Origin of the sequence: Methylocystis rosea (assembly GCF_003855495.1) — a bacterium.
In the GTDB taxonomy this organism is placed as follows: domain Bacteria; phylum Pseudomonadota; class Alphaproteobacteria; order Rhizobiales; family Beijerinckiaceae; genus Methylocystis; species Methylocystis rosea_A.
On sequence record NZ_CP034086.1, the window covers coordinates 2,010,762 to 2,036,402 of the forward strand.

Here is a 25,641-nt window from a genome sequence, read left to right on the forward strand (position 1 = left end):
TTTACCGGGCACGCTCCTCGAAATAGCTGTCGTCGTCGTTCGGGAACAATCCTTCGCCGCGCACCGGACGCGCCGCCTGCACCACCGTCGGCGCCGGCGAATCGGCGCCGGCTGACCGCACGCCGAGGCCGTCGCGCTGGTAGATGTCATCACGGAACTGGGTGACGCCATCCGGCGCCGCCCATGCCGTAATATAGACCCAGTAGACCGGCACGGCGGGCGTGATCTTGACGTCCACGCGTTCGCCGGAGGCGATGACCTGGTCAATATGGTCGCGGTCCCAGCCGGGGGTCTCCTTCAGCAGCCAGGCGACATAGTCGCGAACGTTCTGAAGCCGGATGCAGCCCGACGAGACGAAGCGGAAGTCGTCGCCAAAGACGCCTTTAGCGGGCGTGTCGTGCATGTAAACGCCGTAGGGATTGGCGATATCGATGCGCACGACGCCAAGCGAGTTGAAGTCGCCGCCAATGTCCTGCCGGAAGCGGAAATTGAGCGCGTCGAGCGAGCGCCAATTGATCTGCTCGGGCTGCAGCTCCTGATTGTCCTTGCTGTAGACGCGGATGTGATTGGCGGTGAGATAGTTTGGATCCGCCTGCATCTTGGGGATCAAATCCTTGCGGATCACCGACGCCGGCACGGTCCAGAACGGATTGAAATTGACCTGGATCGCCTTGGTCTGCATCACGGGCGACTGGCGGTCGATCTTGCCGACGCCGGCCATGTGATGGGTGACGACCTCGCCGTTCTCGACTGTCTCCACCGAAGCGGCCGGGATGTTGGCGGTGACGTAGCGGTTGCCGAGGTCGTGCGAAAAGCTGCGCAGACGCACCAAATTGGTCTCGAGCTGCCTCAGCCGGGTCTCAGCCGGCACATTCATCGCCTGAACGGTCTGCTGATTGACGACGCCGGTCGAAATGATGCCGTGGCGCGCCTGGAATCGGCGCACCGCCGCTTCGACATAGGAGTCGAACACCGGGCTCGCGCCGGTTTCGGCCCCAATGTCGCCGGAGACGATCAGGCGGCGGCGTAACGCCGAGACCGCCGGACTGTTCGACCCCAGCCGCAGCTGTTGTCCGCCCGGCACCTGTGGCCAGCCGCCATTGGCCGCAATTTCGCGCAAACGCTCGATCGCCGCTTCCGTGGCGGCCACCGTATGAGCGGACAGGATGGGGGTCGTCGAGCGTGATACGGTCAGGCGGGCGTCGGCGTCATAGCGCTGCGCCCATTCAGCCTGTCCGTCCTGGTCCCAGGCGGCTGCGGCGGGCGTGAGGGCGGCCGCGCCAAGGACGAGCGCGGCGCCGGCAAACTGGAAAATTGCGGATTCTCGCACAGATCGCTCCAATCGCATCGCCGGAGCATGCTCCGGCGGTCAAGCCGAAAGACGACGCCGCCTAGAGGACCGCGCCGGCTCTTTCGATCGAGTTGTGCATCTTCGGCGTTAACAAGGGACGAATAGTCCGGCGATTTTGTGGCCTGCCGGAGCGCGGCGAAGGGCCGCCGCCAAGTCTTCGCTCCCATTCCTGCCGGCTAGTCCACCCGGACCCAGCCGCTCATGCCCAGGCGCTCTTGAGGCAGGAAGCGCGACTTATATTCCATTTTGCGCGAACCTTCGACCCAATAGCCAAGGTACACATGCGGCAATCCAAAGGCGCGGGCGCGCTCCGCATGATCCAGAATCATGAAGGCCCCGAGCGATCTGTGCTCGAGTTCAGGCTCATAGAAGGAATAGACCATCGACAGCCCGTCCGAGAGCCGGTCGGTCAAGCAGCAGGCGACCAGCGCGCCAATCTCGCCATTGCCTTGGGCGAGACGATATTCGACGAGCCGCGTGTCGACGTGGCTGTCTTCGATCATCATCTGATAGTCGATCATGCTCATGTCGGCCATGCCGCCGTCGGAATGGCGGGCGCTGACGTAGCGGCGAAACAAGGCGTATTGCTCCTGCGTCGCCCGCGCCGGCCGTGTTTCGGCGACAAGCTCGGCGTTACGCCGGCGGACGCGACGCATGCCGCGCGAGGGCGTGAATTCGTCGATCTTTACTCGCACCGAGACGCAGGCTCGGCACTGCTCGCAAGCGGGGCGGTAGGCGATGGTCTGCGACCGACGGAAGCCGGATTGCGTCAGCGTGTCATTGAGCGCGGGCGCGCGCAGCCCGATCAGATGCGTGAAGACCTTCCGCTCCTCGCGGCCCGGCAAATAGGGGCACGGCGCCGGAGAGGTCAGATAGAATTGCGGCGCGTCGCGCGGCTCTTTCGTCACGCTCTAAAATCCCAGATTCAAAACTAATCTAGAGCGCCCATGTGGCGTGCGCCAACGGAGATTTGCGGCGTCGAAGTTGCGGATTTTAAGACGAGCGCCGCAAAACGATGACGTCCGCGAGCATGTCGTGCAGGCACCGCTTGTCGCCCGTAAACAGCGAGAGGAGCAGCAGCGGCGGGAATAGCCAGGTGACATAAAACAGCACGGCGTGGACGGCCGCCTGCAGAAACGGCACCGGGTCTCCTTCCATGGTGCGCATCTCCAGGTCCATGAACGCCATGCCGGGCGTCGCCATTCTTCGCCCCGACACTGTCAGACCGTTGTAGAAAAAGGCGACGATCGGGAACAAAGGCGGCAGGATGAACGCAGACAATCCGGCGCTAAGGATGAATAGGGCGACGAAGAGCGCCGCCGACATGCTGGCGACGAGAATCAAATCAAGCGTGACGGCGATGACGCGGCGCGTCCGCACGCCCTCGAGCGCCTGTGGCGGAATGTAAGGCGCGGCGCGCGCCCCGATTGGGGCCATGGGGCGCTCGCGACTGGAAAAGGGATCCCGCTCGGTCATCAATTTACGGCCTTTCTGGTGGCACGCCAAAGATCGGCGACCTTAAGGCCGGTTTCAAGTGCGCCGCTCGGGGTGCGGAATTCGGGGATTAGTGGCCCTGCCGCCTTGACGAGCGCCGCCGGTTTGTCGCAAGGCTCCCGCCCAGCCGGCGCGCGCCCCGCCCGCCCGGAGCAGCCTCGGGAATTGCACATGACCAGCAACGCCGTCGACGGCGGACATTTGCGCGCCTTCATCGAGCGGATCGAGAAGCTCGAGGAGGAGAAGCGCGCGATCAGCGACGACATCAAGGATGTCTACGCCGAAGCGAAAGGGACCGGGTTCGACCCGAAGGTGATGCGCAAGATCGTGTCGATACGCCGCTTGGATAAGCACAAGCGGCAGGAGGAGGAGGAAATCCTCGACCTCTATCTTTCCGCGCTCGGCATGGAATAGGCTCGATCAAACCCAAAGCGGACTGGCCGCGGGGGACGGTTCGCCTCTTGCACGGCGTCAGTGGGCGCGAGTTCTGAGACTCCATATGGATTTTGGCGCGCAAGATGAAGTCGTGCGCTTTCTCGCCTCGCTCGAGGGCGGCGCGGAGCGAATCGTCACGACTCACATTTCCGTCGTCGCGCTCTGCAGGACGCATGCCTATAAGCTGAAGAAAGCGGTGCGCTTCCCCTATCTCGACTTTTCGACGCCGAGCCGCCGGTTGGACATGTGCGAGCGCGAAGCGATGCTCAATACAAGCTTCGCGCCCGAACTTTATCTCGGCGCGCATCGCGTGACCCGCGAGAGGGACGGGCGGCTGGCGCTCGACGGCGCGGGCGAGATGATCGACGCCGTGGTCGTCATGCGGCGCTTCGCCGACGAAGACCTCTTCGAACAGATTGCGCAGGACGGCCGTCTGACGCCCGTGATGGTGGAGGCCCTGGCGCATCGGGTTGCGAAAACCCACGACGAAGCCAGGCCGAACGATGAAAAGGGCGGCGCGGCGTCGATGCGCCGGACGCTGGACGATACGGCGTTGAGCTTGCGCAACGCGGCGGCTGCAAGCGCGGAGCGAATCGATGCGCTTGTCGCGCGCCTCAACGCAGCCCTCGACGCGCAAAGCGCGCTTTTCGACGCTCGAAAGGCGCGGGGCAAGGTGCGCCGCTGCCATGGCGATCTGACGCTGCGCAACATCTGTCTGTTCGAGGGCTCCCCGACGCTGTTCGACTGCCTCGAGTTCGACGACGAGATCGCAACGATCGACGTGCTGTACGACGTCAGCTTCCTGCTGATGGATCTGTGGCGCGTCGGCGCGTTTGGCTGCGCCAATCTGGCGTTGAACCGCTATCTCGACGCGCGCGACGAAACTGATGGCCTGCCGCTGCTTCCCTTCTTCATGTCGCTGCGCGCCGCCATACGCGCGCATGTCGAGGCGTCGCAACAAAACTTAAAACGCGCGCGCCTCTATTTCGATCTCGCGATGACTCTGCTTGCGCCGGCCGCAGGCGCCGTCATCGCGATCGGGGGACTGAGCGGATCGGGTAAGTCGAGCGTCGCCGCGGCGCTTGCGCCCGTCATCGGATGTCCGCCCGGCGCGCGCGTCATCAACAGCGATCGCATTCGCAAACGGCTGTTCGGCGTCGCGCCGACCGCGCGTCTCCCGCAGGAAGCTTACGCGAGCGCCGTTTCGGCGCAGGTCTATGGCGAAATGTTCGAGATTGCGGCGCGAACGGCCGCGCGCGGCTGGCCCGTCATCGTCGACGCCGTCTTCGACCGTTCTCAAGATCGCGAAGCGATAAAAGCCGCGGCCGAGCGTGCGCGAGCGCCGTTCCTTGGCGTCTGGCTCGATCTCGATCTCGACCGGCGCGCGGCGCGCGTCGATGCGCGCATCAACGACGTGTCCGACGCCACGCGCGACGTGCTCGAAGCGCAGATGGAGAGGCCGACCGGCGAAATTGAATGGTTCAAGATCGACGCGTCGAAAGACACGGCGATCATCGCCGCTGAGATTGGGAATGCTTTGAAGTCGTCATCGCAAGCCGTCAAACTGTGATGTCATTCCCGACGTGCGCGAAGCGCGCGATCGGGAATCCAGAACGAAACCCATCACTCATGCCTTTGCTCTGGATTTCCGTCAGGCCTTCGGCCTGCCGGGAATGACAATCGGCAACCGCCTATCATTGCGGAGCGCGCAGCGATCACGGCTTACGGAATGAGCACCGCCGCGCCTTGCAGGCGACCTTCACGCAGATGGGCGAGCGCCTCATTCGCCTGCGCCAGAGGATAGCGCGTCGCATGCATTTTCAGCGGAATTGTCGGCGCGAGCGCAAGGAACTCGCGCGCATCTTCGCGCGTGAGATTCGCCACGGAGAGCAGTCGCCGCTCCTCCCAAAGCAGCGCGTAGGGAAAGCTCGGAATATCGCTCATGTGAATGCCGCCGCAGACGACAGCGCCGCCTTTCTTCGTCGCGGCGAGCGCGCGCGGAATGAGCGCGCCGACCGGCGCAAAGATCAGCGCGGCGTCGAGCTTCTCCGGCGCCTGCGCGTCCGATCCTTGCGCCGAGGCCGCGCCGAGCGACAGCGCGAATTCCGCCGCCGCCTGATCGCCCGGCCGCACGAAGGCATGAACGCGCTTGCCTTGAGCGATCGCCACCTGAGCGATGATATGGGCGGCGGCGCCGAAGCCGTATATGCCGATCGCTTCCGCCGGACCCGCCATCTTCAGCGTGCGCCAGCCGATGAGGCCCGCGCAGAGCAATGGCGCGAGCGTCGCCGGATCTCCAGTCTCCGGCAGCGGGAAGCAGTAGGACGCATCGGCTACGGCGTGAGACGCATAGCCGCCATCGCGCGTGTAGCCGGTGAAGAGCGGATCGTCGCACAGATTTTCGCGCGCGCTCATACAGTAGGGGCAATGCCCGCAGGTGTAGCCAAGCCAGGGAACGCCGACCCGCTGTCCAAGCGAGAAACCGGTCACGCCAGCACCGATCGCGTCGATGCGCCCGACGATTTCGTGGCCCGGAACGATCGGAAGCTTCGGCCGGGTCAGTTCGCCGTCGACGACATGGAGATCGGTGCGACAGACGCCGCAGGCCTCGACCTTGAGCCGTAACTCCCCGACGCCGGGCGACGGGATCGGCCGCTCCTCCATGACGAGCGGCGCGTGGGGCCGCGGCAGGACCATCGCTTTCATGATCTCAGTCATCGGAGAGGCTTGCTTAGGGAGATGCGGCTGTGGCCCGGCGGAAAATCCGCGATTTCACCCACGCGCGCGAAGCCGAGCCGCTCATAGAATGCGGCGACGCGTTTCTCGAATGTGTCGATATAGACGCCGACGCACCCACGATCCCGCGCGAGGCGCTCCGCCTCCCCCATCAGCCACGCGCCGAGGCCCTGGCCGCGCCACGACTCCGCCACCCAGAGATGGCGCACATAGGCCCATCGCCAATGGATGAGTCCATTGATCCCGCCGATCAGCGCGCCATCTTTCCCGCGCGCCAGAATGGAGAAAGGCGTTTCGTCGCGCGGGCCGAACTGGCGCGCGATGTCCTCGCCGAGCATTGCCGCAACCTCGCTCGACTCCTTCGACTCGACCGAAAGGGCGATCTTCTCAATCTCTTCTTTTTTTATCATGATCGCGCCGTGAGACGGGCCGTCGTTCTGCTATTGTGGACATGCGTCGCCGGCGCCGCAACGGCGCGCGGCGAAGACAGCGCCTGCGCGCCGGTCGACATCGCGCCATCTCCGACGCCGGCAGCCTCGCGCGTTAAGAATTATGCGCCGGTTTTCGAGAGCTGCGCGAGCGAAAGCGGCTCAACGCGGCTGGCCATCCGGCGCATGAGCCTGGACGGCACGCCCTTGATCCTGACGGTCGACCCGCAATCGCTCCAGACGTCGCTGGAGCGCGCGGCATGCTGGCGCTGCGAGGCGACGAGCGATGCGGCGCAAGCCGAGACTCGCTATCTCAAGGCGCTGCATCCGCCGCAAGACCCCACGCGTCCGCCGGCGCTCGTCAACGCCGGCCTCATTCACGGCGCCGGCGGCGGCGCCTTTGTAACCGGCGATCTCTGCCCGAGCCGCAAGCCGCTGGACCGCGCCTTTTTCGAAGAACTCGCCGCGCAGGGGCCGCGCACGCCCGTGATGCTCGCCGTCTCCGGCGGCTGGATCGCCCGCCACGGAGCCGACTTCGCCTGGCTGCGCGAGAAGGCGCGCAGCGGGGCGCTCGACATCGCCTGGGCCAATCATTCCTACAGCCATCCCTATGTTCGCCGCCTTCCGGACGGGCGGAATTTCTTCCTGCGGCCGGGCGTGGACGTCGATCGCGAGATATTCGAGACGGAAAAGCTCATGGTCGCCCAAGGCGAAACGCCGTCGGTATTTTTCCGCTTTCCGGGCCTTGTCGCCGACGCCGCGCTGCTGGAGAACGTCCGCAGCCGACATCTCGTCGCGCTCGGCGCCGACTCCTGGCTGGCGCTCGGCCCGAGGCCCCACCCGGGCTCGATCGTGCTCGTGCACCCGAACGGAAATGAGCCGGTGGGCATAAGGCTGTTTTTGCGGCTGATGCAGACCGGCGGTATGCCGTTGCCCCTACGCCCCATCAATGAGGCTCCATGAGCCCCTATTTGACGAGGTTGATCGTGTAATTATTGTAGCTGCCAATATATTTCTCGCGGAAGCCGACCGTCCGGCATGTCGGCGAGCAACAGGTGTTGATGCACCACTCGTAGGCGCTCTGCGGCACGCATGTGTTGAAAGGGCCGCTCCACACAGCGCCGTCGTTCGACTCGGCGTACCAATAATAGTAGGTGTTGACGCTCTGCAGATCTTTGCCGAAGACGGTTTTCGTCTGGCCCGGCTCCAATTTCCACCACCCCTTTTTCGTCCAGTCGCCGCCGTCCGAACAGCCCGGCGAATACCAAAGAAATGAAACCCACACCGTGGCCTTGGTGGTGTTGCGGAACTTGAACCAGGCCTGAGCGGCGTTCGGCGCACAGACGATGCTGAGCGTGGCCAATAAGATCAAAAATCTGCGCATGGTTCCCTCCCCTGCGAAAATGCGCGGGCGCGACTAAAAAGAATTAAGGCTTGGGCGTGGGCTGGGCCGCAGGGTCGCGGCGGATGGACCGCGCCTTGGTGGGAACTTGCGGCTCTTTGGAAACGTCGCCGACGCCCGGCCGGGCGTCCTCCTCGCCGGAGACGGGCTTCTTGCTCGGCGGCGCGGCTTCTTCCTTGGAAGGCGCCTTCTCGCCGAAGTGCTCCGTCGGGCTCACACCGGCTGCGGAAGGGGTTCGGCGCTGAGCCTCCGCCGTCGCGCCGCCAAGAAAAATTGCGGCGCCAAGAGCGGCGAAAAACGTATAATGACGGCTGGCCAATGGGACCTCCTTAATTCTATTCCGAATATGAACGCGCGACCGTAAAAAACGATTGGTCAAGCGACGCTAGGCGCAGCGCTGACCGCCGTCAACGTCCGTTTGGCTTACCCTCAGGCGATGGGGGTCAGCCCTGATCCACATGGCGTCGCGAGAAAATCCCTTACATTGACAAGGTTTCCGGCGGCTCTTATCTCTCCGGCGGAAATGTCGCGTCGATCTTGGCGCCCCGCCGTTGGCGCGATGTCGCAGGCGGATGTTATTCATGCATTATGTGACGTTCCGCCGGCCGCCATTCCCCGGCGCGCCGAGAAGGCGGCAGACGCTGCGCGGGAGAAAGGTTCGCAAGTATGATCGGCGCACTCGCCAAGAAGATTTTCGGCACGGCGAACGATCGCCGGCTTAAGACATATGCGCCGAAGGTCAACGCGATCAACGCCCTGGAGCCGGAAGTCGAGGCGCTGACCGACGAAGAGTTGCGGGATCGCACCCGCCGGTTCCGCGAAGAGCACGCCGCCGGCAAGTCGCTCGACGATCTGCTCGTTCCCGCTTTCGCCACCGTGCGCGAGGCGGCCAAGCGCACCCTCGGGCAACGCCATTTTGACGTCCAGCTCATCGGCGGCATGGTGCTGCACGAAGGCGCGATCTCGGAGATGCGCACGGGCGAAGGCAAGACTCTCGTCGCCACGCTCGCCGTCTATCTCAACGCGCTCGCCGGCAAAGGCGTCCATGTCGTCACGGTGAACGACTATCTCGCCAAGCGCGACTCCGAATGGATGGGGCAGATCTACAGATTTCTCGGCATGAGCGTCGGGGTCGTGGTGCATGACCTCGTGGACGAGGATCGCGCCGCCGCCTACGCTTGCGACATCACCTACGGAACGAATAACGAATTCGGCTTCGACTATCTGCGCGACAATATGAAATATGAGTTCTCGCAGATGGTTCAGCGCGGACATAATTATGCGATCGTCGACGAAGTCGACTCGATCCTGATCGACGAGGCGCGCACGCCGCTCATCATCTCGGGCGCCATCGACGACAAGTCCGATCTTTACAACACGATCGACAAGCTGGTCCCCAAGCTCAACGCCGACGACTTCGAACTCGACGAGAAGCAGCGCACGGTTCATCTGACCGACGCCGGCAATGAGCATATGGAAGAGCTGCTGACCGAGGCCGGCGCGCTGACCGAAGGCGCGCTTTACGAAGCGCACAACGTGACGCTCGTGCATCACGTCAATCAGGCGCTGCGCGCGCATAAGCTCTTCCAGAAGGACAAGGATTACATCGTCCGCAAGGGCGAGGTGGTCATCATCGACGAATTCACCGGCCGCATGATGCCGGGCCGCCGATATTCGGAAGGCCTGCATCAGGCCCTCGAAGCGAAAGAGCATGTTCAGGTTCAGCCTGAAAACGTCACCTTGGCGTCGATCACCTTCCAAAATTACTTTCGTCTCTACGGCAAACTCGCCGGCATGACCGGCACCGCGGCCACAGAGGCAAATGAATTCTCCGAAATCTACAAGCTGGACGTCGTCGAAATTCCGACGAACCGCGACGTCTGCCGGCTCGATGAAGATGACGAGGTTTATCGAAGCGCCAAGGAAAAGCTCGGCGCGATCGCCGCCGAGATCCAGGACGCCAATGGACGGATGCAGCCGCTTCTCGTCGGCACCACGTCGATCGAAAAGTCGGAGCAGCTTGCGGAATTCCTGCTGACGCAGGGCTACACGATGATCGACTTCGCCGATCCCAAGGGGCTGACGGGGCTCTACGCGGCGGCGCGCTCTGGCAAGCCGTCGAAGCTTTTCGCGGTGCTCAATGCGCGCTTCCACGAGCAGGAAGCCTATATCGTCGCGGAAGCCGGCGTGCCCGGCGCGATCACCATCGCCACCAACATGGCCGGCCGCGGCACCGACATTCAGCTGGGCGGCAACGTCGAGATGCGCGTGACGCAGGAATGCGCCGGCCTTGAAGGCGACGCGCGCGCCAAGAAGGAAGCGGAGATTCGCGAGGAGGTCGCGGACTTCAAAGAGAAGGCCATCGCTGCCGGCGGCCTTTACATCATCGGCACCGAGCGCCACGAGAGCCGGCGCATCGACAATCAGCTGCGCGGCCGCTCCGGACGTCAGGGCGACCCTGGCCGCTCGAAATTTTTCCTGTCGCTGCAGGACGATCTCATGCGCATCTTCGGCTCCGAGCGCATGGACTCGATGTTGGTGAAGCTCGGCCTGCAGGAGGGCGAAGCCATCGTCCATCCTTGGATCAACAAGGCGATCGAGAAGGCGCAGCATAAGGTCGAGGCGCGCAACTTCGACATCCGCAAGAACATCCTCAAGTTCGACAACGTCATGAACGACCAGCGCAAGGTGATCTTCGAGCGCCGGCGCGAAATCATGGATGAGGAGAGCGTCGAGGAGCAGACCGCCGACATGCGCGCCGATGTGGTCGACGCGATGGTGTCGCAGCACATTCCGCATGACGCCTACGCCGAGGCCTGGGACGTCGACGGGCTGGCGGAAGACGTCAAAGCGAAGCTCAATCTCGATCTGCCGGTCGCCGACTGGGCGAAGGAAGAAGGCATCGCCGACGAGGAGCTCAAGGAGCGCCTGCTTGAGGCGGCCGACGCCGCTTACGCCGAGCGCGTCGAAAAGAACACTGAGCCGCTGATGCGCATGATCGAGAAGCAGGTCGTCCTGCAGTCTCTCGATACGCTGTGGCGCGAACATCTCGTCGCGCTCGACCACCTTCGGCAGGTGATCGGCTGGCGCGGCCTGGCGCAGCGCGATCCCCTTAACGAGTACAAGTCCGAAGCGCTCGAGCTCTTCAAAGGCCTGATGACGCGGTGGGACGAAACGGTGACCACGCAACTGATGCGCGTCGAAGTGTCCTTCGAAGCTCCGCCTTCCGCGCCGCCGGAACTGCCGCCGATGGAAATGTCGCATCCAAATCCCGAGGCGCTGATCGGCGGCGGCGCGCAGCTTGCGCTCGATGATCTCAATACGCGTCTCGCGGGGGCCGATTTCTCGGCGCGCGGGCTCGCGGTCAGCGAAGCGCCCGCTGCGCGCGACGCGAGCAATCCCGCCACTTGGGGCAAGGTGGGACGCAATGAGCCCTGCCCTTGCGGCTCGGGTAAGAAATACAAGCATTGCCACGGCGCTCTTGTCTAAGCCGGGGATGCGGACGGCGATGTGGAAGATCAGCGTCTCGGCTCTCCTGTCGACGCTGGCGTCTTCCGCATCGGCCCGCGCCGAGTGGGTGCAGGTCTCCAAGGACGATTTCTCGACCGTCTATATGGACGCCGGCTCGCGTCGGACCTCGCCCGACGGGTTCGTCACGGTCGACGCGCTCACCGATTACAACGCCGCCTCGCCAAAAGCCGCGGCGTTCGGCCTCGCCGAAAAGGGGCTGTCGGAAATCGAGAAAGTGTCGCTCGATTGCGCCAATCGGAAATACAGGTCCGAGGGCGGCGGCTGGCGGCAGGGTCAGATGGGCGAAGGAAAGATAACCAAGCCCTATCCGCCGAAAGACGAATGGTCGCCGGTGCCGCCCTATTACGACGGACTCTTCGCCAAGGTCTGCGCGCGCACGACCTCGGGATGAGCGGCCGGATCGATTTGAACCGCCTCGCGCCTGAGAATATAAGCGCAGCGCGGTTGGAGCGCCGCCGTCTCGCGTTCGCGAGAAAGCGGCCGCCGCGGGTTTCCAGGAGCTTGTCGTGACCGCCATTGATTTTTCTAAAGTGCTCGTCGCTCAGGGCGGCGGCCCCACCGCCGTCATCAATCAGTCGCTCGTCGGGGCCGTGCTGGAGTCCCGCAAATTTCGCGAGGTCGAGCGGGTTTATGGCGCCTTCCACGGCGTTCGCGGCATCGTCAACGAGGATTTCGTCGACCTCACGCAGGAGACGACTCATAATCTCGAACTCGTCGCCTGCACCCCGTCTTCGGCGCTCGGCTCGACGCGCGACAAGCCGGATCTAAAATATTGTCAGGAAATCTTCCGGGTCCTGCGCGCGCATGGGGTCGGCTGCTTTTTCTATATCGGCGGCAATGATTCCTCGGACACGGTGCGCATCGTTTCGCAGGAGGCCCAAAGCGCCGGCTATCCGCTGCGGACGGTGCACATTCCAAAAACCATCGACAACGATCTGATGATCAACGACCACACGCCGGGCTTTCCCTCGGCGGCGCGCTGGGTGGCGCAGGCGTTCGCCGGCGCCAATCTCGACAATTGGGCTCTCCCCGGCGTGTATGTCGCCGTCGTCATGGGCCGGCACGCGGGGTTTCTGACCGCCGCCTCGGCGCTCGGCAAGAAATTCCCCGACGACGGCCCGCATCTCATCTACATCCCTGAGCGCGCCTTCATCATCGACAAATTCCTCGCCGACGTTAAGGCGACCATGGCGAAATACGGCCGCTGCGTCGTTGCGGTGTCAGAAGGCGTCTGCGACGAAAACCATACCCCCATCGCCGAAAAGCTCGCCAAAGCGGTGGAGCGCGACGATCACGGCAATGTCCATCTCGGGGGCGGCGCGCTGGCCGACGAACTCACCCGCCTCGTGAAGGACCGGCTCGGATTCAAGCGGGTGCGGGCCGATACATTCGGCTATGTGCAAAGGAGCTTCGTCGGTTGCGTTTCCGACGTCGACCAGCGAGAGGCGCGCGAGGTCGGCGAAAAGGCCGTGCAATACGCCATTTGGGGCGACCGCGACGGCTCGGTGACGATCCACCGGACCGGCTTTTATTCGGTGGACTATCAGTTGACGCCGCTTGAAGCGATCGCTGGAAAGACAAAAGTCATGCCGGACGAATACATTAGCCCCTGCGGCACGGACGTCACCGACGCCTTCCGGATGTATCTGCGCCCCTTACTCGGAAGCGGCATGCCAGACGCCTATCGGCTACGGCTGAATCGAGTTCCCAAGATCCTTACCGCCTGAGCCGCCGGCGAGGGCGCCTTTCTTGCTTCAACAGAGTTTCCGGCGAAGGTTGCAATTTGGCCGTCGTGTAAAATACACTAACTAGTCATGGTTCTCGGGCGCTCGTCGCTGACGACCGAAACTGGATGGGAACGGGCACGCCAGCCGCTTCCACTTTTTGTTAGTCTGGCGCCGGTTACACAGGTGTTCGGGCCGATTCGCCCGGCAGGCCGGCCCGATAGGAGAGCAATATGAGCAAGGTCGGCGGCGGCGATTCCAAGAACACGCTTTACTGCTCCTTTTGCGGCAAGAGCCAGCACGAGGTCCGTAAGCTTATCGCCGGACCGACGGTGTTCATCTGCGATGAATGCGTCGAACTGTGCATGGACATCATCCGCGAGGAGAACAAATCCTCGCTGGTCAAGCAGCGCGACGGCATTCCGACCCCGCGGGAGATTTGTAAGGTTCTGGACGACTATGTCATCGGCCAGTCCCAGGCCAAGCGCGTGCTCTCGGTCGCGGTCCACAACCATTACAAGCGCCTCAACCATGCGACCAAGCATGGCGACGTGGAGCTGGCGAAGTCCAACATTCTGCTGATCGGACCGACCGGCGTCGGCAAGACCATGCTGGCGCAGACTCTGGCGCGCATCCTGGATGTTCCGTTCACCATGGCCGACGCCACGACCCTGACCGAAGCGGGCTACGTCGGCGAGGATGTCGAAAACATCATTCTCAAGCTTCTGCAGGCGTCGGATTATAATGTCGAGCGCGCCCAGCGCGGCATCGTCTATGTCGACGAAATCGACAAGATTTCGCGCAAGTCCGACAATCCTTCGATCACCCGCGACGTTTCGGGCGAAGGCGTGCAGCAGGCGCTGTTGAAGATCATGGAAGGCACCGTCGCCTCCGTGCCGCCCCAGGGCGGTCGCAAGCATCCACAGCAGGAGTTCCTGCAGGTCGACACGACGAACATCCTGTTCATCTGTGGCGGCGCTTTCGCCGGGCTTGAAAAGATCATCTCCTCCCGCGGACGCAACACCTCGATCGGCTTCGCCGCCACCGTGCAGTCGCCCGACGAACGGCGCACCGGCGACATTTTTAGGCAAGTGCAGCCGGAAGACCTGCTGAAATTTGGGCTCATCCCCGAATTCGTCGGCCGTCTGCCGGTCATTGCGACGCTCGAGGATCTCGACGAGGACGCGCTCAAGCGCATCCTCACCGAGCCCAAGAACGCGCTGGTCAAGCAGTATCAGCGGCTCTTCGAGATGGAGAACGTCGAGCTCACCTTCCAGGACGACGCTCTTTCGTCCGTCGCGCGCAAGGCGATCGAACGCCATACCGGCGCGCGCGGCCTGCGTTCGATCATGGAAGGAATCTTGCTAGACACGATGTTCGATCTGCCAGGTCTGGAGGGGGTCGAACAGGTTGTCATCGGACCGGAAGTCGTCGAGGGCAAAGCCCGGCCGCTCTATATTTACGCCGAACGCAGCGAAAAGAGCGGCACGAGCGCCTGACGCGCAAAGACGAAGCGACTATGCGGCGGCGACGCCGCATGCGGGTTTAAGCTTGGGCGCCGCAGCGCCTTGAATCGATTATTCGCGTAACCATTTGCGTTAACGGGGCCGTCGGGCGCATCCGCCGGCGGTCTTTAATTGGCGCGAAATCGGCGGGCGACCGTATTCGCGGCCTGAACCCAAAAATCGCCCTGCGGTCTCGCGCCGCCGCTTTAGCGGGACGCGTCAAGGACAGGACAAAAAGAATGTCGAACGAAAAGCGAGACGCCGTCACCCCCGGAACCATCGAAAGCTATCCGGTGCTGCCGCTGCGCGACATTGTCGTCTTTCCGCACATGATCGTTCCTCTTTTCGTCGCGCGGGAGAAATCCATTCGCGCGCTCGAAGAGGTGACGAAATCCGACAGGCTCATTCTGCTGGCGACGCAGAAGAACGCTGGCGACGACGATCCCTCGGCCGATGCGATTTATCCGATCGGCACGCTCGCCTCGGTGTTGCAGCTTCTGAAGCTGCCCGACGGCACGGTGAAGGTGCTGGTCGAAGGCGTGGCGCGCGCCAGCGTTCGCACATACACGCGCGCGGACGATTATTACGAAGCGGACGCCGAAGTCGTCGCCGACGATCTCGCCTCTCCGGTCGAAGTCGAAGCGCTCGGCCGATCGGTGATCGCTGAATTCGAAAGCTATGTGAAGCTCAACAAGCGAGTCTCTTCCGAGGTCGTCGGCGCGGTGACGCAGATCGACGACTATTCGAAGCTCGCCGACACGGTCGCGTCTCACCTGTCGGTGAAGATCGCCGAGAAGCAGGACGTGCTTGAGACGGTCAGCGTCGCGCGCCGCCTCGAAAAATGTCTGTCGCTGATGGAGAGCGAGATCTCGGTCCTGCAGGTCGAGAAGCGCATTCGCACGCGCGTCAAGCGCCAGATGGAGAAGACGCAGCGCGAATATTATCTCAACGAGCAGATGAAGGCGATCCAGAAGGAGCTGGGCGACGAGGACGGCAAGGACGATCTCGCCGAGCTCGAGGAGCGCATCAAGAACACCAAGCTCTCCAAGGAAGCGCGCGACAAGGCCTTGGCCGAGTTCAAGAAGCTGCGGCAGATGTCGCCGATGTCCGCCGAAGCCACCGTCGTGCGGAACTACCTTGACTGGATCCTGTCGATCCCGTGGGGCAAGCGCTCCAAGGTGAAGCGGGATCTCGGACAGGCCGAGGAAGTGCTCGACGCCGAGCATTTCGGCCTCGAGAAGGTCAAGGAGCGCATCCTTGAGTATCTCGCGGTGCAGAGCCGCGCCAACAAGCTGACGGGACCGATCCTGTGCCTCGTCGGCCCGCCCGGCGTCGGCAAGACCTCGCTCGGCAAGTCCATCGCCAAAGCCACGGGCCGCGACTTCGTGCGCATGTCGCTGGGCGGCGTGCGGGACGAAGCGGAAATCCGCGGTCATCGGCGCACTTACATCGGCTCGATGCCCGGCAAGATCATCCAGTCGATGCGCAAGGCGAAGACGTCCAATCCGCTCTTTCTCTTGGACGAGATTGACAAGATGGGCATGGACTTCCGCGGCGATCCGTCGTCGGCCTTGCTCGAAGTGCTGGACCCGGAGCAGAACGCGACGTTCAACGACCATTACCTCGAAGTCGACTACGACCTTTCGAATGTGATGTTCGTGACGACGGCGAATACGCTCAATATTCCGGCGCCGCTGATGGACCGCATGGAGATCATTCGCATCGCCGGCTACACCGAAGATGAGAAGCTCGAGATCGCGCGCAGGCACCTCATTCCCAGCGCGGTGCATAAGCACGGCCTTTCGCCCGACGAATGGATGATCGCCGACGACGGGCTGCTCACCCTCATTCGCCGCTATACGCGCGAAGCCGGCGTGCGCAATCTGGAGCGCGAACTCTCCAATCTCGCGCGCAAGGCGGTAAAGGAAATCCTTCTAAAGAAGAAAGAGAAGATCGTCGTCACGAGCGAGAATCTCGCCGACTATCTTGGCGTGCCGAAGTTCCGCTATGGCGAGGCCGAACTCGAAGATCAGGTCGGCGTCGTGACCGGTCTGGCCTGGACCGAAGTGGGCGGCGAATTGCTGACGATCGAAGGCGTCATGATGCCCGGCAAGGGCAAGATGACCGTGACGGGCAATCTGCGCGACGTGATGAAGGAGTCCATCTCCGCGGCGGCGTCCTATGTGCGCTCCCGCGCCGTGGACTTCGGCGTCGAACCGCCGGTTTTCGACCGACGCGACTTCCATGTGCACGTGCCGGAAGGCGCGACGCCCAAGGATGGACCGTCGGCCGGCGTGGCGATGGCGACCGCCATCGTCTCGATCATCACCGGCATCCCCGTCCGGCGCGACATCGCCATGACCGGCGAGATCACGCTGCGCGGCCGCGTCTTGCCGATCGGCGGCTTGAAGGAGAAGCTGCTTGCGGCGCTGCGTGGCGGCTTGAAGAAAGTGCTGATCCCAGAGGAGAACGCCAAGGATTTGGCGGAAATCCCGGACGCGGTGAAGAACCGACTGGAAATCGTGCCCGTCGCCCGCATGGAAGAAGTGCTGCGCCACGCGCTGATTTCTCAGCCGACGCCGATCGAATGGCGGGAAGACGCCGCCGCGATCGCAAAACACGCTGTCGGCGACGATGACGGCACCGGCGTCCGCGCCCACTGATCGCAAATCGTACAACACACTCAAGAGCCCCGCTCCCTCAGAGCGGGGCTCTTTGCTTTTGGGCGGCTGATGCGCGCTGCAGCCCCCAGATTGTATGAGCATTTCGCGGCAGAGCCGCCGTTTCCCCCGGAAAACCAGCGATTCCTGGCCTTTGGCGGCCGGTAAGCCTTGCTTTTCCTGCGATTCGCGACCAACACTCGCCATCGCTGCGCAACGCCGATTCGAGGTCGCGCATTCTTACGCCGGGCGGCTCGCAGTGAAGGAGAAGGAAAAGCCATGAACAAATTGGAACTCGTTGAGCACGTCGCGAGCGAGACGGACAGCTCGAAAGCGGCGGCGGCCGCCGCCATCGACGCCGTCATCGACGGCATCACGAAGGCCCTCAAGAAGGGCGACGAAGTTCGCCTCGTCGGCTTCGGCACTTTTTCGGTCAAGAAACGCGCCGCCGGCAAAGGCCGCAATCCGGCGACCGGCGAAGAAATCAAGATTCCCGCGTCCAAGAGCGCCCGCTTCAAGCCCGGCGCGACGCTGAAGACCGCGCTCAACAAGGCCAAGTAGCTCGGCGCGCGGAGGCGCTGGCGTCGCAGGCGTTTCCGAAATTTCGCACGACGGCCGTCGGAGCCCCGGCGGCCGTAGTTTTGAACCGGCTTGCCTCCCGAGGCGCCCGCCCTTAAAACCCGGCGGGCGCGCATCATGTCAGGGCGGTTAGCTCAGTTGGTAGAGCATCTCGTTTACACCGAGAGGGTCGGCGGTTCGAGACCGTCACCGCCCACCACTGCCGCCATCGAGACGGCACAGGGCTCGCCGCGGGAATTGGTGTTCCAAAGCCCAGGATTTCGCTTTAGCTTGCTGGGACAAAGAAGGCCGCCCGGATGAGATTGATCAAAACCGTTTTCATTGCGCTCTGCGTCGCCGCCTTCGTCCCCACCTTCGCGCATGCTGAAGATATGAGCTTTCGCGTCGTCAGCGTGAATTCCGGGGGCTGCGGCGCAAACTGCCCACAGGTGATCGCGGCGCAAGGCGAAATCGGCCCGGAGACGCCCGACGCCTTCGTCGCCTTCGTGCGCGAAAATGCTCGCGGCGGCAATCTGCACGGAATTGTGCTGCTCGACTCGCCTGGCGGAAAGGTCGTCGCCTCGATGGAACTCGGCCAGGCCATCCGCAAGCTCGGGATGGCGGTGATCGTCGCCCGTCCCGCGGCGGATCAATCGCGCACGATGGCGCTCGTATCGGGCCGCTGCTATTCTGCCTGCGTCTATGCGCTGATGGGCGGCAGGAGGCGCGTGATTCCGCCGCAGAGCAGCGTCGGCATTCACCGCATGTTCAATTATTCGACGAGTTTCGACATCGCCGAGGGCGGACTCGTGCGCGAGCGAAATTATGACGATGGCGGCATGCTTCAGACGCTTTCCCGCTACGCGGCGATGATGGGCGTGAGCACCGAACTCGTGAAGCTCGCCGAGCGGACGTCGCCCGATAAGCTTTACGTGCTGACCGGCGCCGACATCGCTCGTTGGCGGCTTGGGTCGCGCAAGCTCTAGACGCGCCGGATGACAGCCATAATCAGCAACCAGGGCAGCACATGAAACATATTTTCGACGGGCTTGAACGGCGGCGCGCGTCCGCGCGGCTTGGCGGCGGCCAAAAGCGGATCGAAGCGCAGCACGCCCGCGGCAAGCTCACCGCGCGCGAGAGAATCGAACTGCTCCTCGATCACGGCTCGTTCGAAGAATTCGACATGTTCGTCGCCCACCGCTGCACCGATTTCGGCATGGATCAGGGCGAGAAAATTTCGGGCGATGGGGTCGTCACGGGATGGGGCACTGTCAACGGCCGCGCCGTCTTCGTCTTCGCCAAGGACTTCACCGTCTTCGGCGGCTCGCTCTCCGAAACGCACGCGCAAAAGATCACCAAGCTGCAGGACATGGCGCTGAAAAATCGCGCCCCGATCATCGGCCTGTTCGACGCCGGCGGCGCGCGCATCCAGGAAGGCGTCGCGGCGCTCGGCGGCTATGGCGAAGTCTTCCAGCGCAATGTCATGGCCTCCGGCGTCATTCCGCAAATCTCGGTGATCATGGGCCCTTGCGCCGGCGGCGACGTTTACTCGCCGGCGATGACGGACTTCATCTTCATGGTGCGCGACACGAGCTATATGTTCGTGACCGGACCCGACGTCGTCAAGACCGTGACGAATGAGACGGTGACGGCGGAAGAGCTCGGCGGCGCCTCGGTGCATACGACCAAAAGCTCGATCGCCGATCGCGCCTACGACAACGATGTGGAAGCGCTCCTGCAGATGCGCAGGCTGATCGATTTCCTGCCCTCCTCCAACCAGGAGGAGCCGCCGGAATGGCCCGCTTTCGACGAGGCGGACCGGCTCGACGAATCGCTCGACACGATTGTTCCGGATAATCCGAACAAGCCATACGACATCAAGGAACTCATCCATAAGATCGTCGACGAGGCCGACTTCTTCGAGATACAAGATGCGCATGCGCGCAATATCGTGATCGGCTTCGGCCGCATCGAAGGACGCACGGTCGGCTTTGTCGCCAATCAGCCGCTCGTGCTCGCCGGCGTGCTCGACATCGACGCCTCCAAGAAGGCGGCGCGTTTCGTGCGTTTTTGCGACTGCTTCAACATTCCGATCGTCACCTTTGTCGACGTGCCGGGCTTTCTGCCTGGGACGGCGCAAGAATATGGCGGCCTGATCAAGCATGGCGCGAAACTGCTGTTCGCATACGCCGAAGCGACGGTGCCGAAAGTGACCGTCATCACGCGAAAGGCGTTCGGCGGCGCCTATGACGTTATGTCCTCGAAACATCTTCGCGGCGACGTCAATTACGCCTGGCCGTCGGCGCAGATCGCCGTCATGGGCGCGAAGGGCGCCGTCGAGATCATCTTCCGCGCCGACATTGGCGATCCGGAGAAGATCGCTCAGCGCACCAAGGAGTATGAAGATCGCTTCTTGTCGCCATTTGTCGCCGCGGAGCGCGGTTATATCGACGAGGTGATTACGCCGCGTTCGACCCGCAAACGAATCGCTCGCGCGCTTGCGCTGCTTCGCCACAAGGAATTGGAGAATCCCTGGAAGAAGCACGACAACATTCCCTTGTAACGCGGCGCAATAGCGAGCGCGGCGCCGTCGCAAACGTGATGGCGTTGCGCCGTTGAGGCTGGGTCCGCGTGATCCGCCTAATTCAGCGGCGCCCGATCACAAAATTCGTCAGACTGCACATTTTTCAAGTGACAGTCCGCCCGTTTTGTCCTAGTGTTCGCTCGCCAGGTTGGTTGGGGTAAAAGCCTAAGCGTCGTATGCGTCGCAGGAATTAGGCCCAGCTACGGTCCAAGTCGGGGAGGACGCCGAACAGAACGCAGTTCGCCGAGGCTCGCAAGATGAGTCGGCGCGAACGGGGCTATCGGAGCGACTTAAGACTTCGGAGCTTGGCGTTTCAGTTTGGTTAAGGACGGGGTACCAAAGAGCGGGGAGCGGCGGGACGCCATTCCCGCTCTTTGTGTTTTTTTGTCGCCGCGCGGTGTTTTTATCGACGCGCGACACACATGCGTTTGCGACACATGCGCTTAATGAATCGCTAAGCGTCGAACAATGATTCCGCTCAGTCTGATCCGGAGCTGCGTGGGACGTCGCCTTGACGGGCGATGACGCGCTTCCTACGTTCCGCGCACGTCTAACGAAAAGCCCAATGGAAGGCCGGCCATGACCACGCAGAAAATCACTGACGCCACTTTCGAAGAGGAAGTGCTCAAATCCGCCGAGCCGGTTGTTGTCGATTTTTGGGCGGAATGGTGCGGTCCCTGCCGCATGATCGCCCCGGCGCTGGAGGAGATCGCCGCGGAGATGAAGGGCAAGATCAAAGTCGTCAAGCTCAACATCGACGAAAACCCCGCCGTGGCGAGCAAGCTCGGCATCCGGTCGATTCCGACGCTTATTCTGTTCAAGGACGGCAAGGCCGCCGCACAAAAGGTCGGCGCCGCGCCCAAGGGCGAATTGTCGCGGTGGATCGCTGCAGCCGTGTGAACGATTCTTGCAATTGGGTCCAGCGGCCGGCGCATCGCAACAGGCATGCTCTCGAGCCATCAAAACTCGGGAGCTGCGTAGATGCGCCGACTGCATGAATTTTTCGCTGTCTGTTGCCTGATCGCTTTAACGCTCGCGCCGCTCCGCGCGGCGGCAGCCAGCGAAATCACCATCGCGGCGGCGTCCGATCTTAAATTCGCGTTGCAGGAAATCGTCTCCAACTTTCAAGCCGCCCATAAGGGCGACAAGGTCGACGTTGTTTACGGCTCTTCCGGCAAGCTGCAGACGCAGATCCGCGAGGGCGCGCCCTTCGACATTTTCTTTTCGGCCGACATCGCCTATGCGCGCGCGCTGCGCAAGGACGGCTTCGCGGCGAGCGAGCCCACGCCCTACGCGGTCGGCAGGCTCGTCCTGTGGAGCGCGACGAGGGACGCGACAAAATTGCGCCTGGAGGATCTTGCCGATTCCAAGATCGGCAAGATCGCGATCGCCAATCCGGCGCATGCGCCTTACGGCAGATGCGCGGAACAAGTGCTGCGCGCCGCCGGCCTTTGGGACAAGGTGAAGGACAAGCTTGTGTTCGGCGAGAACATCTCGCAGGCGACGCAATACGCCGAGACAGGCGCCGCCGATGTCGCGCTGACCGCTCTTTCGATCGCTTTGAGCAAAGAGGTTGCGGACAGAGGCGGCTATTCTCTGATCCCAGAGACGCTGCATTCACGACTCGAACAGGCCTATGTCGTGACCCGCCAGGGCGCCGACAAACCTTTGGCGAAGACCTTTCTCGACTATCTCAAAACCGGACAGTCGCAGACGATCATGATTAAGTTCGGCTTCGCGCCCCCCGGCCAGGCCGCGCGGTAGGCCGTTCCGCCCGCCGCATCCGCTAAATGGAACAGGCGGACTGACAGTCTTCCGCCTGTCTTAACCTCACCGCCGCCGCTCGGCGGCAGGTCTCATATGCCGACATCTGAAGATTTCGCGGCGATCTGGCTGACGCTCAAGCTCGCGACGATCGTCACCTTTCTGCTGCTCCTCATTGGCGCGCCGCTGGCGTGGTGGCTGGCGCGCACGCAGTCCTGGCTCAAGGGTCCATTGGGCGCCGTCGTGGCGCTGCCGCTGGTTCTGCCGCCGACGGTGCTGGGCTTCTACCTGCTGCTGACCATGGGCCCGCATGGACCCCTGGGCAGGCTCACGGCGTTCCTCGGCGTCGCGCCCTTGCCTTTCACCTTCGCCGGCCTCGTCGTGGCGTCGCTTTTTTATTCGCTGCCCTTCGTGGTGCAGCCGATTCAGAACGCCTTCGAGGCGATGGGCGATCGTCCGCTGGAGGCCGCCGCCACCTTGCGCGCGAGCCCGCTGGACGCTTTCTTCACGGTGGCGCTGCCTCTGGCGAGGCCCGGTCTCGTCACCGCGGCCATCCTCGGCTTTGCGCATACCGTCGGTGAATTCGGCGTCGTTCTGATGATCGGCGGCGCCATTCCGGACAAGACGCGCGTGGTGTCCGTACTGATCTATGACCAGGTCGAGTCGATGAACTACGAGCGCGCACATTGGCTCGCGGGGGGCATGCTGCTGTTCAGTTTCTGCGTTCTCCTCGCGCTCTATGGGCGCCGACGGAACGGCCGCAATGGCTGACGGCGCCATCGCCGCGCGTTTTCGCCTCGCCTATTCCGGCTTCGCGCTCGACGTTGACCTGGAGCTGCCGGGACGCGGCGTCACAGCGCTCTTTGGCCCTTCCGGCTCCGGCAAGACCACCGCTCTGCGCTGCATCGCCGGGCTGGCGCGCGCGCCCGACGGGCTTCTCAAGATCGGCGGCGACGTCTGGCAAGACGAGGCGCATGGCGTCTTCGTGCCGACGCATCGCCGCGCGCTTGGCATGGTGTTTCAAGATGCGAGTCTGTTTTCCCATCTCACCGTCAAAGGAAATCTCGACTATGGAATGACCCGCGCGCGCGTCACGGCGGCCGACGCAGGGCGCGAGGCGCTCTGCGAAATGCTCGACATCGCCGCTCTCGCGGAGCGCTGGCCGGATACGCTTTCCGGCGGCGAGCGACAGAGAGTCGCGATCGCCCGCGCCCTGCTGACGCGTCCGCAACTGCTGCTCATGGATGAGCCGCTGGCGTCGCTCGACGTTGCGCGCCGTCTCGACGTGTTGCCCTATCTCGAACGGCTGCGCGACGAACTCGATATTCCGATCATCTACGTCAGCCATGCGCCGGAAGAAGTGACCCGCATCGCCGACGAGGCCGTCGTGCTCGATCGCGGTCGCGTCGTCGCGCGCGGCGCGCCGCTCGACGTGCTGCCGAGCGCGAGCCGTCTTGTCGAAGGCGGCCGATTCGGCGTGGTCAACGCGCTCAAGGCGCGCGTGGTCGCCGTCGACGAAGCATACGGCGTCACGCGGCTCGCCCATCCGGCGGGCGAGATCTTGATCGCTGCGCGTCTGACGACGCAGCGCGAGGCGCGCGTCGTCATGCGCGCGACAGACGTCGCGCTTGCGATGTCCGAACCACGCGACACCAGCGTGCGCACGATTTTGCGCGGCCGCATCGAAAAGATCGATGCGACCGAGAGCGCCCTCGCCTTCGTCACGCTGACGCTCATCGGCGGCGACCGTCTTGTCTCGGCGATCACGCGCCTCGCGCTCGATGAATTGCGGCTGACCGTCGGCGCAGACGTATACGCCCTGGTGAAGTCTGTCGCGCTTGACGAACGTGGTCTATAGGCCTGCGAATTCCGCCAGCCACAACGCCATGAGCGCCCCGGCGACGGCGAGAGCGGAAGCCGCGGCGAGTCTTTGGCCCATTCCGGCGCCGCCGATAACCCAGCCCATCACGACTTTCGACGCCGTGTTCGACAGCAGCGCCAGCAGCACCGCCCCCGCCGCCGCCCTTATGCCGATCTCGCTTGCGCCGAGCCGCGCCATGGTCAGTCCGATCGCGTCAACGTCGACGATGCCGGAAATGGCCGCGAGCGCATAGGCGCCGGCGCTCCCGGCGAAATGCGTCGCGAGCCGCGAGAGGATCATCACGGTCGCGAGGAGCGCGCCGAATTTGAGCACCGCCATCAGATCCAGCGGATTGCCAACAGAAAAGCCGCTCGATTCTGCGGGCCGCTCGCTTCGTCGCAGGAGAAAGACTCCGGCGAGCGCGAAGAGCGCGCCGCCCGCAACGACCGGCGGCGCCAAGCGCCACGCGAGCGTCGGATTGATGACCGCGATGACGGCGATGATTCGCGGCGCCATCACCGCATTCGCGAAGATGGCGCCCGCCGCCGAAGCGCCAATCTGCGAGGGATATTCCCGCGCCAGCCGCGACATCGCCGCCGTCGCCGCCGTCGATGACGCCAATCCTCCCGCCATGCCGGCGACCGCGACGCCGCGGCCGTAGCCGATAATCTTTACGGCGACGTAGCCCGCGAAGGAAATCACGCCGATCAGCACGGTCATCAGCCACAATTCGAAAGGGTTCACCGCTTGCCACGGGTCAATGGCGCGATTGGGTAGAACGGGAAGCAGGATGAAGCTCATCGCCAGCAGCGCCAGCCCGGAGCGCAGCTCGTCCCAGGTGATGCGCTTGACGAGGCCGTGGAGAAACCCTTTGAGCGCCAGGATCGCCGTCGTCGCCACCGCTGCGGCTGCCGCCGCCTGTATGTCGCCGATCACCGCGAAGGCGCCGAGTGAAAAGGCTAGCGACGCCGCGACGACGGTCGTCGCGCCAAAGGTCTCATCATGGACGTTTTCGCGGTAGCGATAGACCCCGACCAAAGCGCCGACGAAGGCGAAGGCGATCGCCAAAGCGACGACGCCGGAAGCGCCAAAAGGCTGAACGATTGCGCCCCACACGCCGCCAAGCAGTCCGGCAAGCCCATGCGTGCGCAGGCCGGCGGCGCGCTCGCCTTCCGACTCGTCGCGTGACGTCCAGCCTCGTTCCAAGCCAATGAGCAGCCCGATCGCCAGCGCAATCGACAGTCTCTGCATCAGCTCGATGGCGCTTAAATCGTACATGTCTTCTTCTTTTCCGTCTTTTTCTTTGTGGCGTGACGCCAAGCCGTTTCCAGCGCGTCGCGCAGCTCCGAGACGTCGATCGCCTCGAGCAGAATGGTCGTCCATCCCTGCCGTCCCCAGGCGTTGGGAACCGGCGCAAAGGCTTGCGGCGCCATCATGGATTTGAACGCCTGCTCTTCGGGCGCCAGTTTCACGTTGGCCGTCAATTCGTCGGCGGCGAGAGTCGCGTAGATCCGCGCGACCTTAAATGCGGTTCTGTCGAAATGCGGCGCTTCGCGCGTTCCCTCGAGAGACAGTGCGATGCGCCGGAAATCACGGCTGGTGGCCACG

Annotated in this window: 24 protein-coding genes and 1 tRNA gene; 16 read left to right on the forward strand and 9 right to left on the reverse strand. The window is 63.3% G+C overall.

Annotated features, from left to right (window positions below):
• Position 1: 1 nt before the first annotated feature.
• From EHO51_RS09790 to EHO51_RS09800, 3 genes are all read right to left on the reverse strand, one after another.
• A complete protein-coding gene (locus EHO51_RS09790) occupies positions 2-1,348 on the reverse strand; it encodes a L,D-transpeptidase family protein (protein WP_124738730.1) in 1,347 nt (448 codons plus the stop codon).
• 179 nt (positions 1,349-1,527) lie between these two features.
• Positions 1,528-2,259: an arginyltransferase gene (locus EHO51_RS09795; protein ID WP_124738731.1), complete on the reverse strand. Its 732-nt coding sequence runs from the start codon at positions 2,257-2,259 to the stop codon at positions 1,528-1,530.
• An 85-nt stretch (positions 2,260-2,344) separates the two neighbouring features.
• Positions 2,345-2,788 (reverse strand): RDD family protein, encoded by a 444-nt coding sequence (locus EHO51_RS09800; RefSeq protein WP_245434541.1) that lies wholly within the window; start codon positions 2,786-2,788, stop codon positions 2,345-2,347.
• Positions 2,789-3,016: 228 nt separating this feature from the next.
• Here EHO51_RS09800 and EHO51_RS09805 point away from each other — a divergent pair, with 228 nt between their 5' ends.
• Together EHO51_RS09805 and EHO51_RS09810 are read left to right on the forward strand one after the other, a co-directional pair.
• Positions 3,017-3,259: a DUF2312 domain-containing protein gene (locus EHO51_RS09805; protein ID WP_205788961.1), complete on the forward strand. Its 243-nt coding sequence runs from the start codon at positions 3,017-3,019 to the stop codon at positions 3,257-3,259.
• An 85-nt stretch (positions 3,260-3,344) separates the two neighbouring features.
• Positions 3,345-4,850, forward strand: coding sequence for an AAA family ATPase (locus EHO51_RS09810; RefSeq protein ID WP_124738734.1), 1,506 nt, complete (start codon positions 3,345-3,347; stop codon positions 4,848-4,850).
• Between the two features lie 152 nt (positions 4,851-5,002).
• Here the strand turns inward: EHO51_RS09810 and EHO51_RS09815 are convergent, their stop codons facing one another.
• Together EHO51_RS09815 and EHO51_RS09820 are read right to left on the reverse strand one after the other, a co-directional pair.
• A complete protein-coding gene (locus tag EHO51_RS09815; RefSeq protein WP_124738735.1) occupies positions 5,003-5,986 on the reverse strand; it encodes a zinc-dependent alcohol dehydrogenase family protein in 984 nt (327 codons plus the stop codon).
• A gap of 8 nt (positions 5,987-5,994) precedes the next feature.
• Positions 5,995-6,426 (reverse strand): GNAT family N-acetyltransferase, encoded by a 432-nt coding sequence (locus EHO51_RS09820; RefSeq protein ID WP_124738736.1) that lies wholly within the window; start codon positions 6,424-6,426, stop codon positions 5,995-5,997.
• A gap of 9 nt (positions 6,427-6,435) precedes the next feature.
• Between EHO51_RS09820 and EHO51_RS09825 the strand changes: the two genes are divergently transcribed.
• Positions 6,436-7,407, forward strand: coding sequence for a polysaccharide deacetylase family protein (locus EHO51_RS09825; RefSeq protein ID WP_245434542.1), 972 nt, complete (start codon positions 6,436-6,438; stop codon positions 7,405-7,407).
• 4 nt (positions 7,408-7,411) lie between these two features.
• Here the strand turns inward: EHO51_RS09825 and EHO51_RS09830 are convergent, their stop codons facing one another.
• Together EHO51_RS09830 and EHO51_RS09835 are read right to left on the reverse strand one after the other, a co-directional pair.
• Positions 7,412-7,828 (reverse strand): DUF1036 domain-containing protein, encoded by a 417-nt coding sequence (locus EHO51_RS09830; protein ID WP_124738737.1) that lies wholly within the window; start codon positions 7,826-7,828, stop codon positions 7,412-7,414.
• Positions 7,829-7,871: 43 nt separating this feature from the next.
• Positions 7,872-8,165, reverse strand: a complete 294-nt coding sequence (locus EHO51_RS09835; protein WP_124738738.1) for a hypothetical protein — start codon at positions 8,163-8,165, stop codon at positions 7,872-7,874.
• A 347-nt stretch (positions 8,166-8,512) separates the two neighbouring features.
• Between EHO51_RS09835 and secA the strand changes: the two genes are divergently transcribed.
• The 13 genes from secA (at position 8,513) to modC (ending at position 24,030) form a co-directional block, all read left to right on the forward strand.
• A complete protein-coding gene (secA, locus tag EHO51_RS09840; protein WP_124738739.1) occupies positions 8,513-11,335 on the forward strand; it encodes a preprotein translocase subunit SecA in 2,823 nt (940 codons plus the stop codon).
• A 19-nt stretch (positions 11,336-11,354) separates the two neighbouring features.
• Entirely contained in the window at positions 11,355-11,768 is a 414-nt protein-coding gene (locus tag EHO51_RS09845; RefSeq protein WP_245434543.1) for a surface-adhesin E family protein, read from the forward strand.
• 115 nt (positions 11,769-11,883) lie between these two features.
• Positions 11,884-13,104, forward strand: a complete 1,221-nt coding sequence (locus tag EHO51_RS09850; protein ID WP_124738740.1) for a 6-phosphofructokinase — start codon at positions 11,884-11,886, stop codon at positions 13,102-13,104.
• Positions 13,105-13,334: 230 nt separating this feature from the next.
• Positions 13,335-14,600 carry an ATP-dependent Clp protease ATP-binding subunit ClpX gene (gene clpX / locus EHO51_RS09855; RefSeq protein WP_018408942.1) on the forward strand — a complete coding sequence of 422 codons (1,266 nt, stop codon included), beginning with the start codon at positions 13,335-13,337 and terminating at the stop codon, positions 14,598-14,600.
• 245 nt (positions 14,601-14,845) lie between these two features.
• Complete coding sequence (gene lon / locus EHO51_RS09860) at positions 14,846-17,269, forward strand: endopeptidase La (RefSeq protein ID WP_124738741.1); 2,424 nt, start codon at positions 14,846-14,848, stop codon at positions 17,267-17,269.
• Between the two features lie 276 nt (positions 17,270-17,545).
• Positions 17,546-17,827 (forward strand): HU family DNA-binding protein, encoded by a 282-nt coding sequence (locus EHO51_RS09865; RefSeq protein WP_124738742.1) that lies wholly within the window; start codon positions 17,546-17,548, stop codon positions 17,825-17,827.
• 141 nt (positions 17,828-17,968) lie between these two features.
• Positions 17,969-18,044: transfer RNA gene (locus EHO51_RS09870), tRNA-Val, on the forward strand.
• A 97-nt stretch (positions 18,045-18,141) separates the two neighbouring features.
• Positions 18,142-18,810 carry a hypothetical protein gene (locus EHO51_RS09875; RefSeq protein ID WP_124738743.1) on the forward strand — a complete coding sequence of 223 codons (669 nt, stop codon included), beginning with the start codon at positions 18,142-18,144 and terminating at the stop codon, positions 18,808-18,810.
• Positions 18,811-18,851: 41 nt separating this feature from the next.
• On the forward strand, positions 18,852-20,387 hold the full coding sequence (locus tag EHO51_RS09880) for an acyl-CoA carboxylase subunit beta (RefSeq protein ID WP_124738744.1): 1,536 nt from the start codon (positions 18,852-18,854) through the stop codon (positions 20,385-20,387).
• 600 nt (positions 20,388-20,987) lie between these two features.
• On the forward strand, positions 20,988-21,308 hold the full coding sequence (gene trxA / locus EHO51_RS09885) for a thioredoxin (protein WP_124738745.1): 321 nt from the start codon (positions 20,988-20,990) through the stop codon (positions 21,306-21,308).
• 81 nt (positions 21,309-21,389) lie between these two features.
• Positions 21,390-22,172 (forward strand): molybdate ABC transporter substrate-binding protein, encoded by a 783-nt coding sequence (gene modA / locus EHO51_RS09890; RefSeq protein WP_124738746.1) that lies wholly within the window; start codon positions 21,390-21,392, stop codon positions 22,170-22,172.
• Between the two features lie 96 nt (positions 22,173-22,268).
• Entirely contained in the window at positions 22,269-22,943 is a 675-nt protein-coding gene (gene modB, locus EHO51_RS09895; RefSeq protein WP_124738747.1) for a molybdate ABC transporter permease subunit, read from the forward strand.
• The gene (gene modC / locus EHO51_RS09900; RefSeq protein WP_164479379.1) at positions 22,936-24,030 is read left to right on the forward strand and encodes a molybdenum ABC transporter ATP-binding protein; all 1,095 of its coding nucleotides are present in this window, start codon (positions 22,936-22,938) and stop codon (positions 24,028-24,030) included. The genes modB and modC overlap by 8 nt, the downstream gene beginning before the upstream one ends.
• On the opposite strand, the gene EHO51_RS09905 is transcribed toward modC, so the two are convergent.
• On the reverse strand, positions 24,025-25,311 hold the full coding sequence (locus EHO51_RS09905; protein WP_124738749.1) for an MgtC/SapB family protein: 1,287 nt from the start codon (positions 25,309-25,311) through the stop codon (positions 24,025-24,027). The genes modC and EHO51_RS09905 overlap by 6 nt on opposite strands.
• Positions 25,299-25,640, reverse strand: a complete 342-nt coding sequence (locus tag EHO51_RS09910; RefSeq protein WP_124738750.1) for an MmcQ/YjbR family DNA-binding protein — start codon at positions 25,638-25,640, stop codon at positions 25,299-25,301. Before EHO51_RS09910 ends, EHO51_RS09905 begins: the two co-directional genes overlap by 13 nt.
• Position 25,641 lies beyond the last annotated feature (1 nt).

What these genes read in the sequence shown, in the direction of transcription:
- secA (WP_124738739.1), top strand. Translation starts at nt 8,513, where the DNA reads ATGATCGGCGCACTCGCCAAGAAGATTTTCGGCACGGCGAACGATCGC.
- EHO51_RS09905 (WP_124738749.1), bottom strand. Translation starts at nt 25,311, where the DNA reads ATGTACGATTTAAGCGCCATCGAGCTGATGCAGAGACTGTCGATTGCG.
- EHO51_RS09845 (WP_245434543.1), top strand. Translation starts at nt 11,355, where the DNA reads ATGTGGAAGATCAGCGTCTCGGCTCTCCTGTCGACGCTGGCGTCTTCC.
- EHO51_RS09875 (WP_124738743.1), top strand. Translation starts at nt 18,142, where the DNA reads ATGAGATTGATCAAAACCGTTTTCATTGCGCTCTGCGTCGCCGCCTTC.
- EHO51_RS09805 (WP_205788961.1), top strand. Translation starts at nt 3,017, where the DNA reads ATGACCAGCAACGCCGTCGACGGCGGACATTTGCGCGCCTTCATCGAG.
- lon (WP_124738741.1), top strand. Translation starts at nt 14,846, where the DNA reads ATGTCGAACGAAAAGCGAGACGCCGTCACCCCCGGAACCATCGAAAGC.
- EHO51_RS09820 (WP_124738736.1), bottom strand. Translation starts at nt 6,426, where the DNA reads ATGATAAAAAAAGAAGAGATTGAGAAGATCGCCCTTTCGGTCGAGTCG.
- modB (WP_124738747.1), top strand. Translation starts at nt 22,269, where the DNA reads ATGCCGACATCTGAAGATTTCGCGGCGATCTGGCTGACGCTCAAGCTC.
- EHO51_RS09830 (WP_124738737.1), bottom strand. Translation starts at nt 7,828, where the DNA reads ATGCGCAGATTTTTGATCTTATTGGCCACGCTCAGCATCGTCTGTGCG.
- EHO51_RS09815 (WP_124738735.1), bottom strand. Translation starts at nt 5,986, where the DNA reads ATGAAAGCGATGGTCCTGCCGCGGCCCCACGCGCCGCTCGTCATGGAG.
- clpX (WP_018408942.1), top strand. Translation starts at nt 13,335, where the DNA reads ATGAGCAAGGTCGGCGGCGGCGATTCCAAGAACACGCTTTACTGCTCC.
- EHO51_RS09810 (WP_124738734.1), top strand. Translation starts at nt 3,345, where the DNA reads ATGGATTTTGGCGCGCAAGATGAAGTCGTGCGCTTTCTCGCCTCGCTC.
- EHO51_RS09800 (WP_245434541.1), bottom strand. Translation starts at nt 2,788, where the DNA reads ATGGCCCCAATCGGGGCGCGCGCCGCGCCTTACATTCCGCCACAGGCG.
- EHO51_RS09790 (WP_124738730.1), bottom strand. Translation starts at nt 1,348, where the DNA reads ATGCGATTGGAGCGATCTGTGCGAGAATCCGCAATTTTCCAGTTTGCC.
- EHO51_RS09880 (WP_124738744.1), top strand. Translation starts at nt 18,852, where the DNA reads ATGAAACATATTTTCGACGGGCTTGAACGGCGGCGCGCGTCCGCGCGG.
- modC (WP_164479379.1), top strand. Translation starts at nt 22,936, where the DNA reads ATGGCTGACGGCGCCATCGCCGCGCGTTTTCGCCTCGCCTATTCCGGC.
- EHO51_RS09865 (WP_124738742.1), top strand. Translation starts at nt 17,546, where the DNA reads ATGAACAAATTGGAACTCGTTGAGCACGTCGCGAGCGAGACGGACAGC.
- trxA (WP_124738745.1), top strand. Translation starts at nt 20,988, where the DNA reads ATGACCACGCAGAAAATCACTGACGCCACTTTCGAAGAGGAAGTGCTC.
- modA (WP_124738746.1), top strand. Translation starts at nt 21,390, where the DNA reads ATGCGCCGACTGCATGAATTTTTCGCTGTCTGTTGCCTGATCGCTTTA.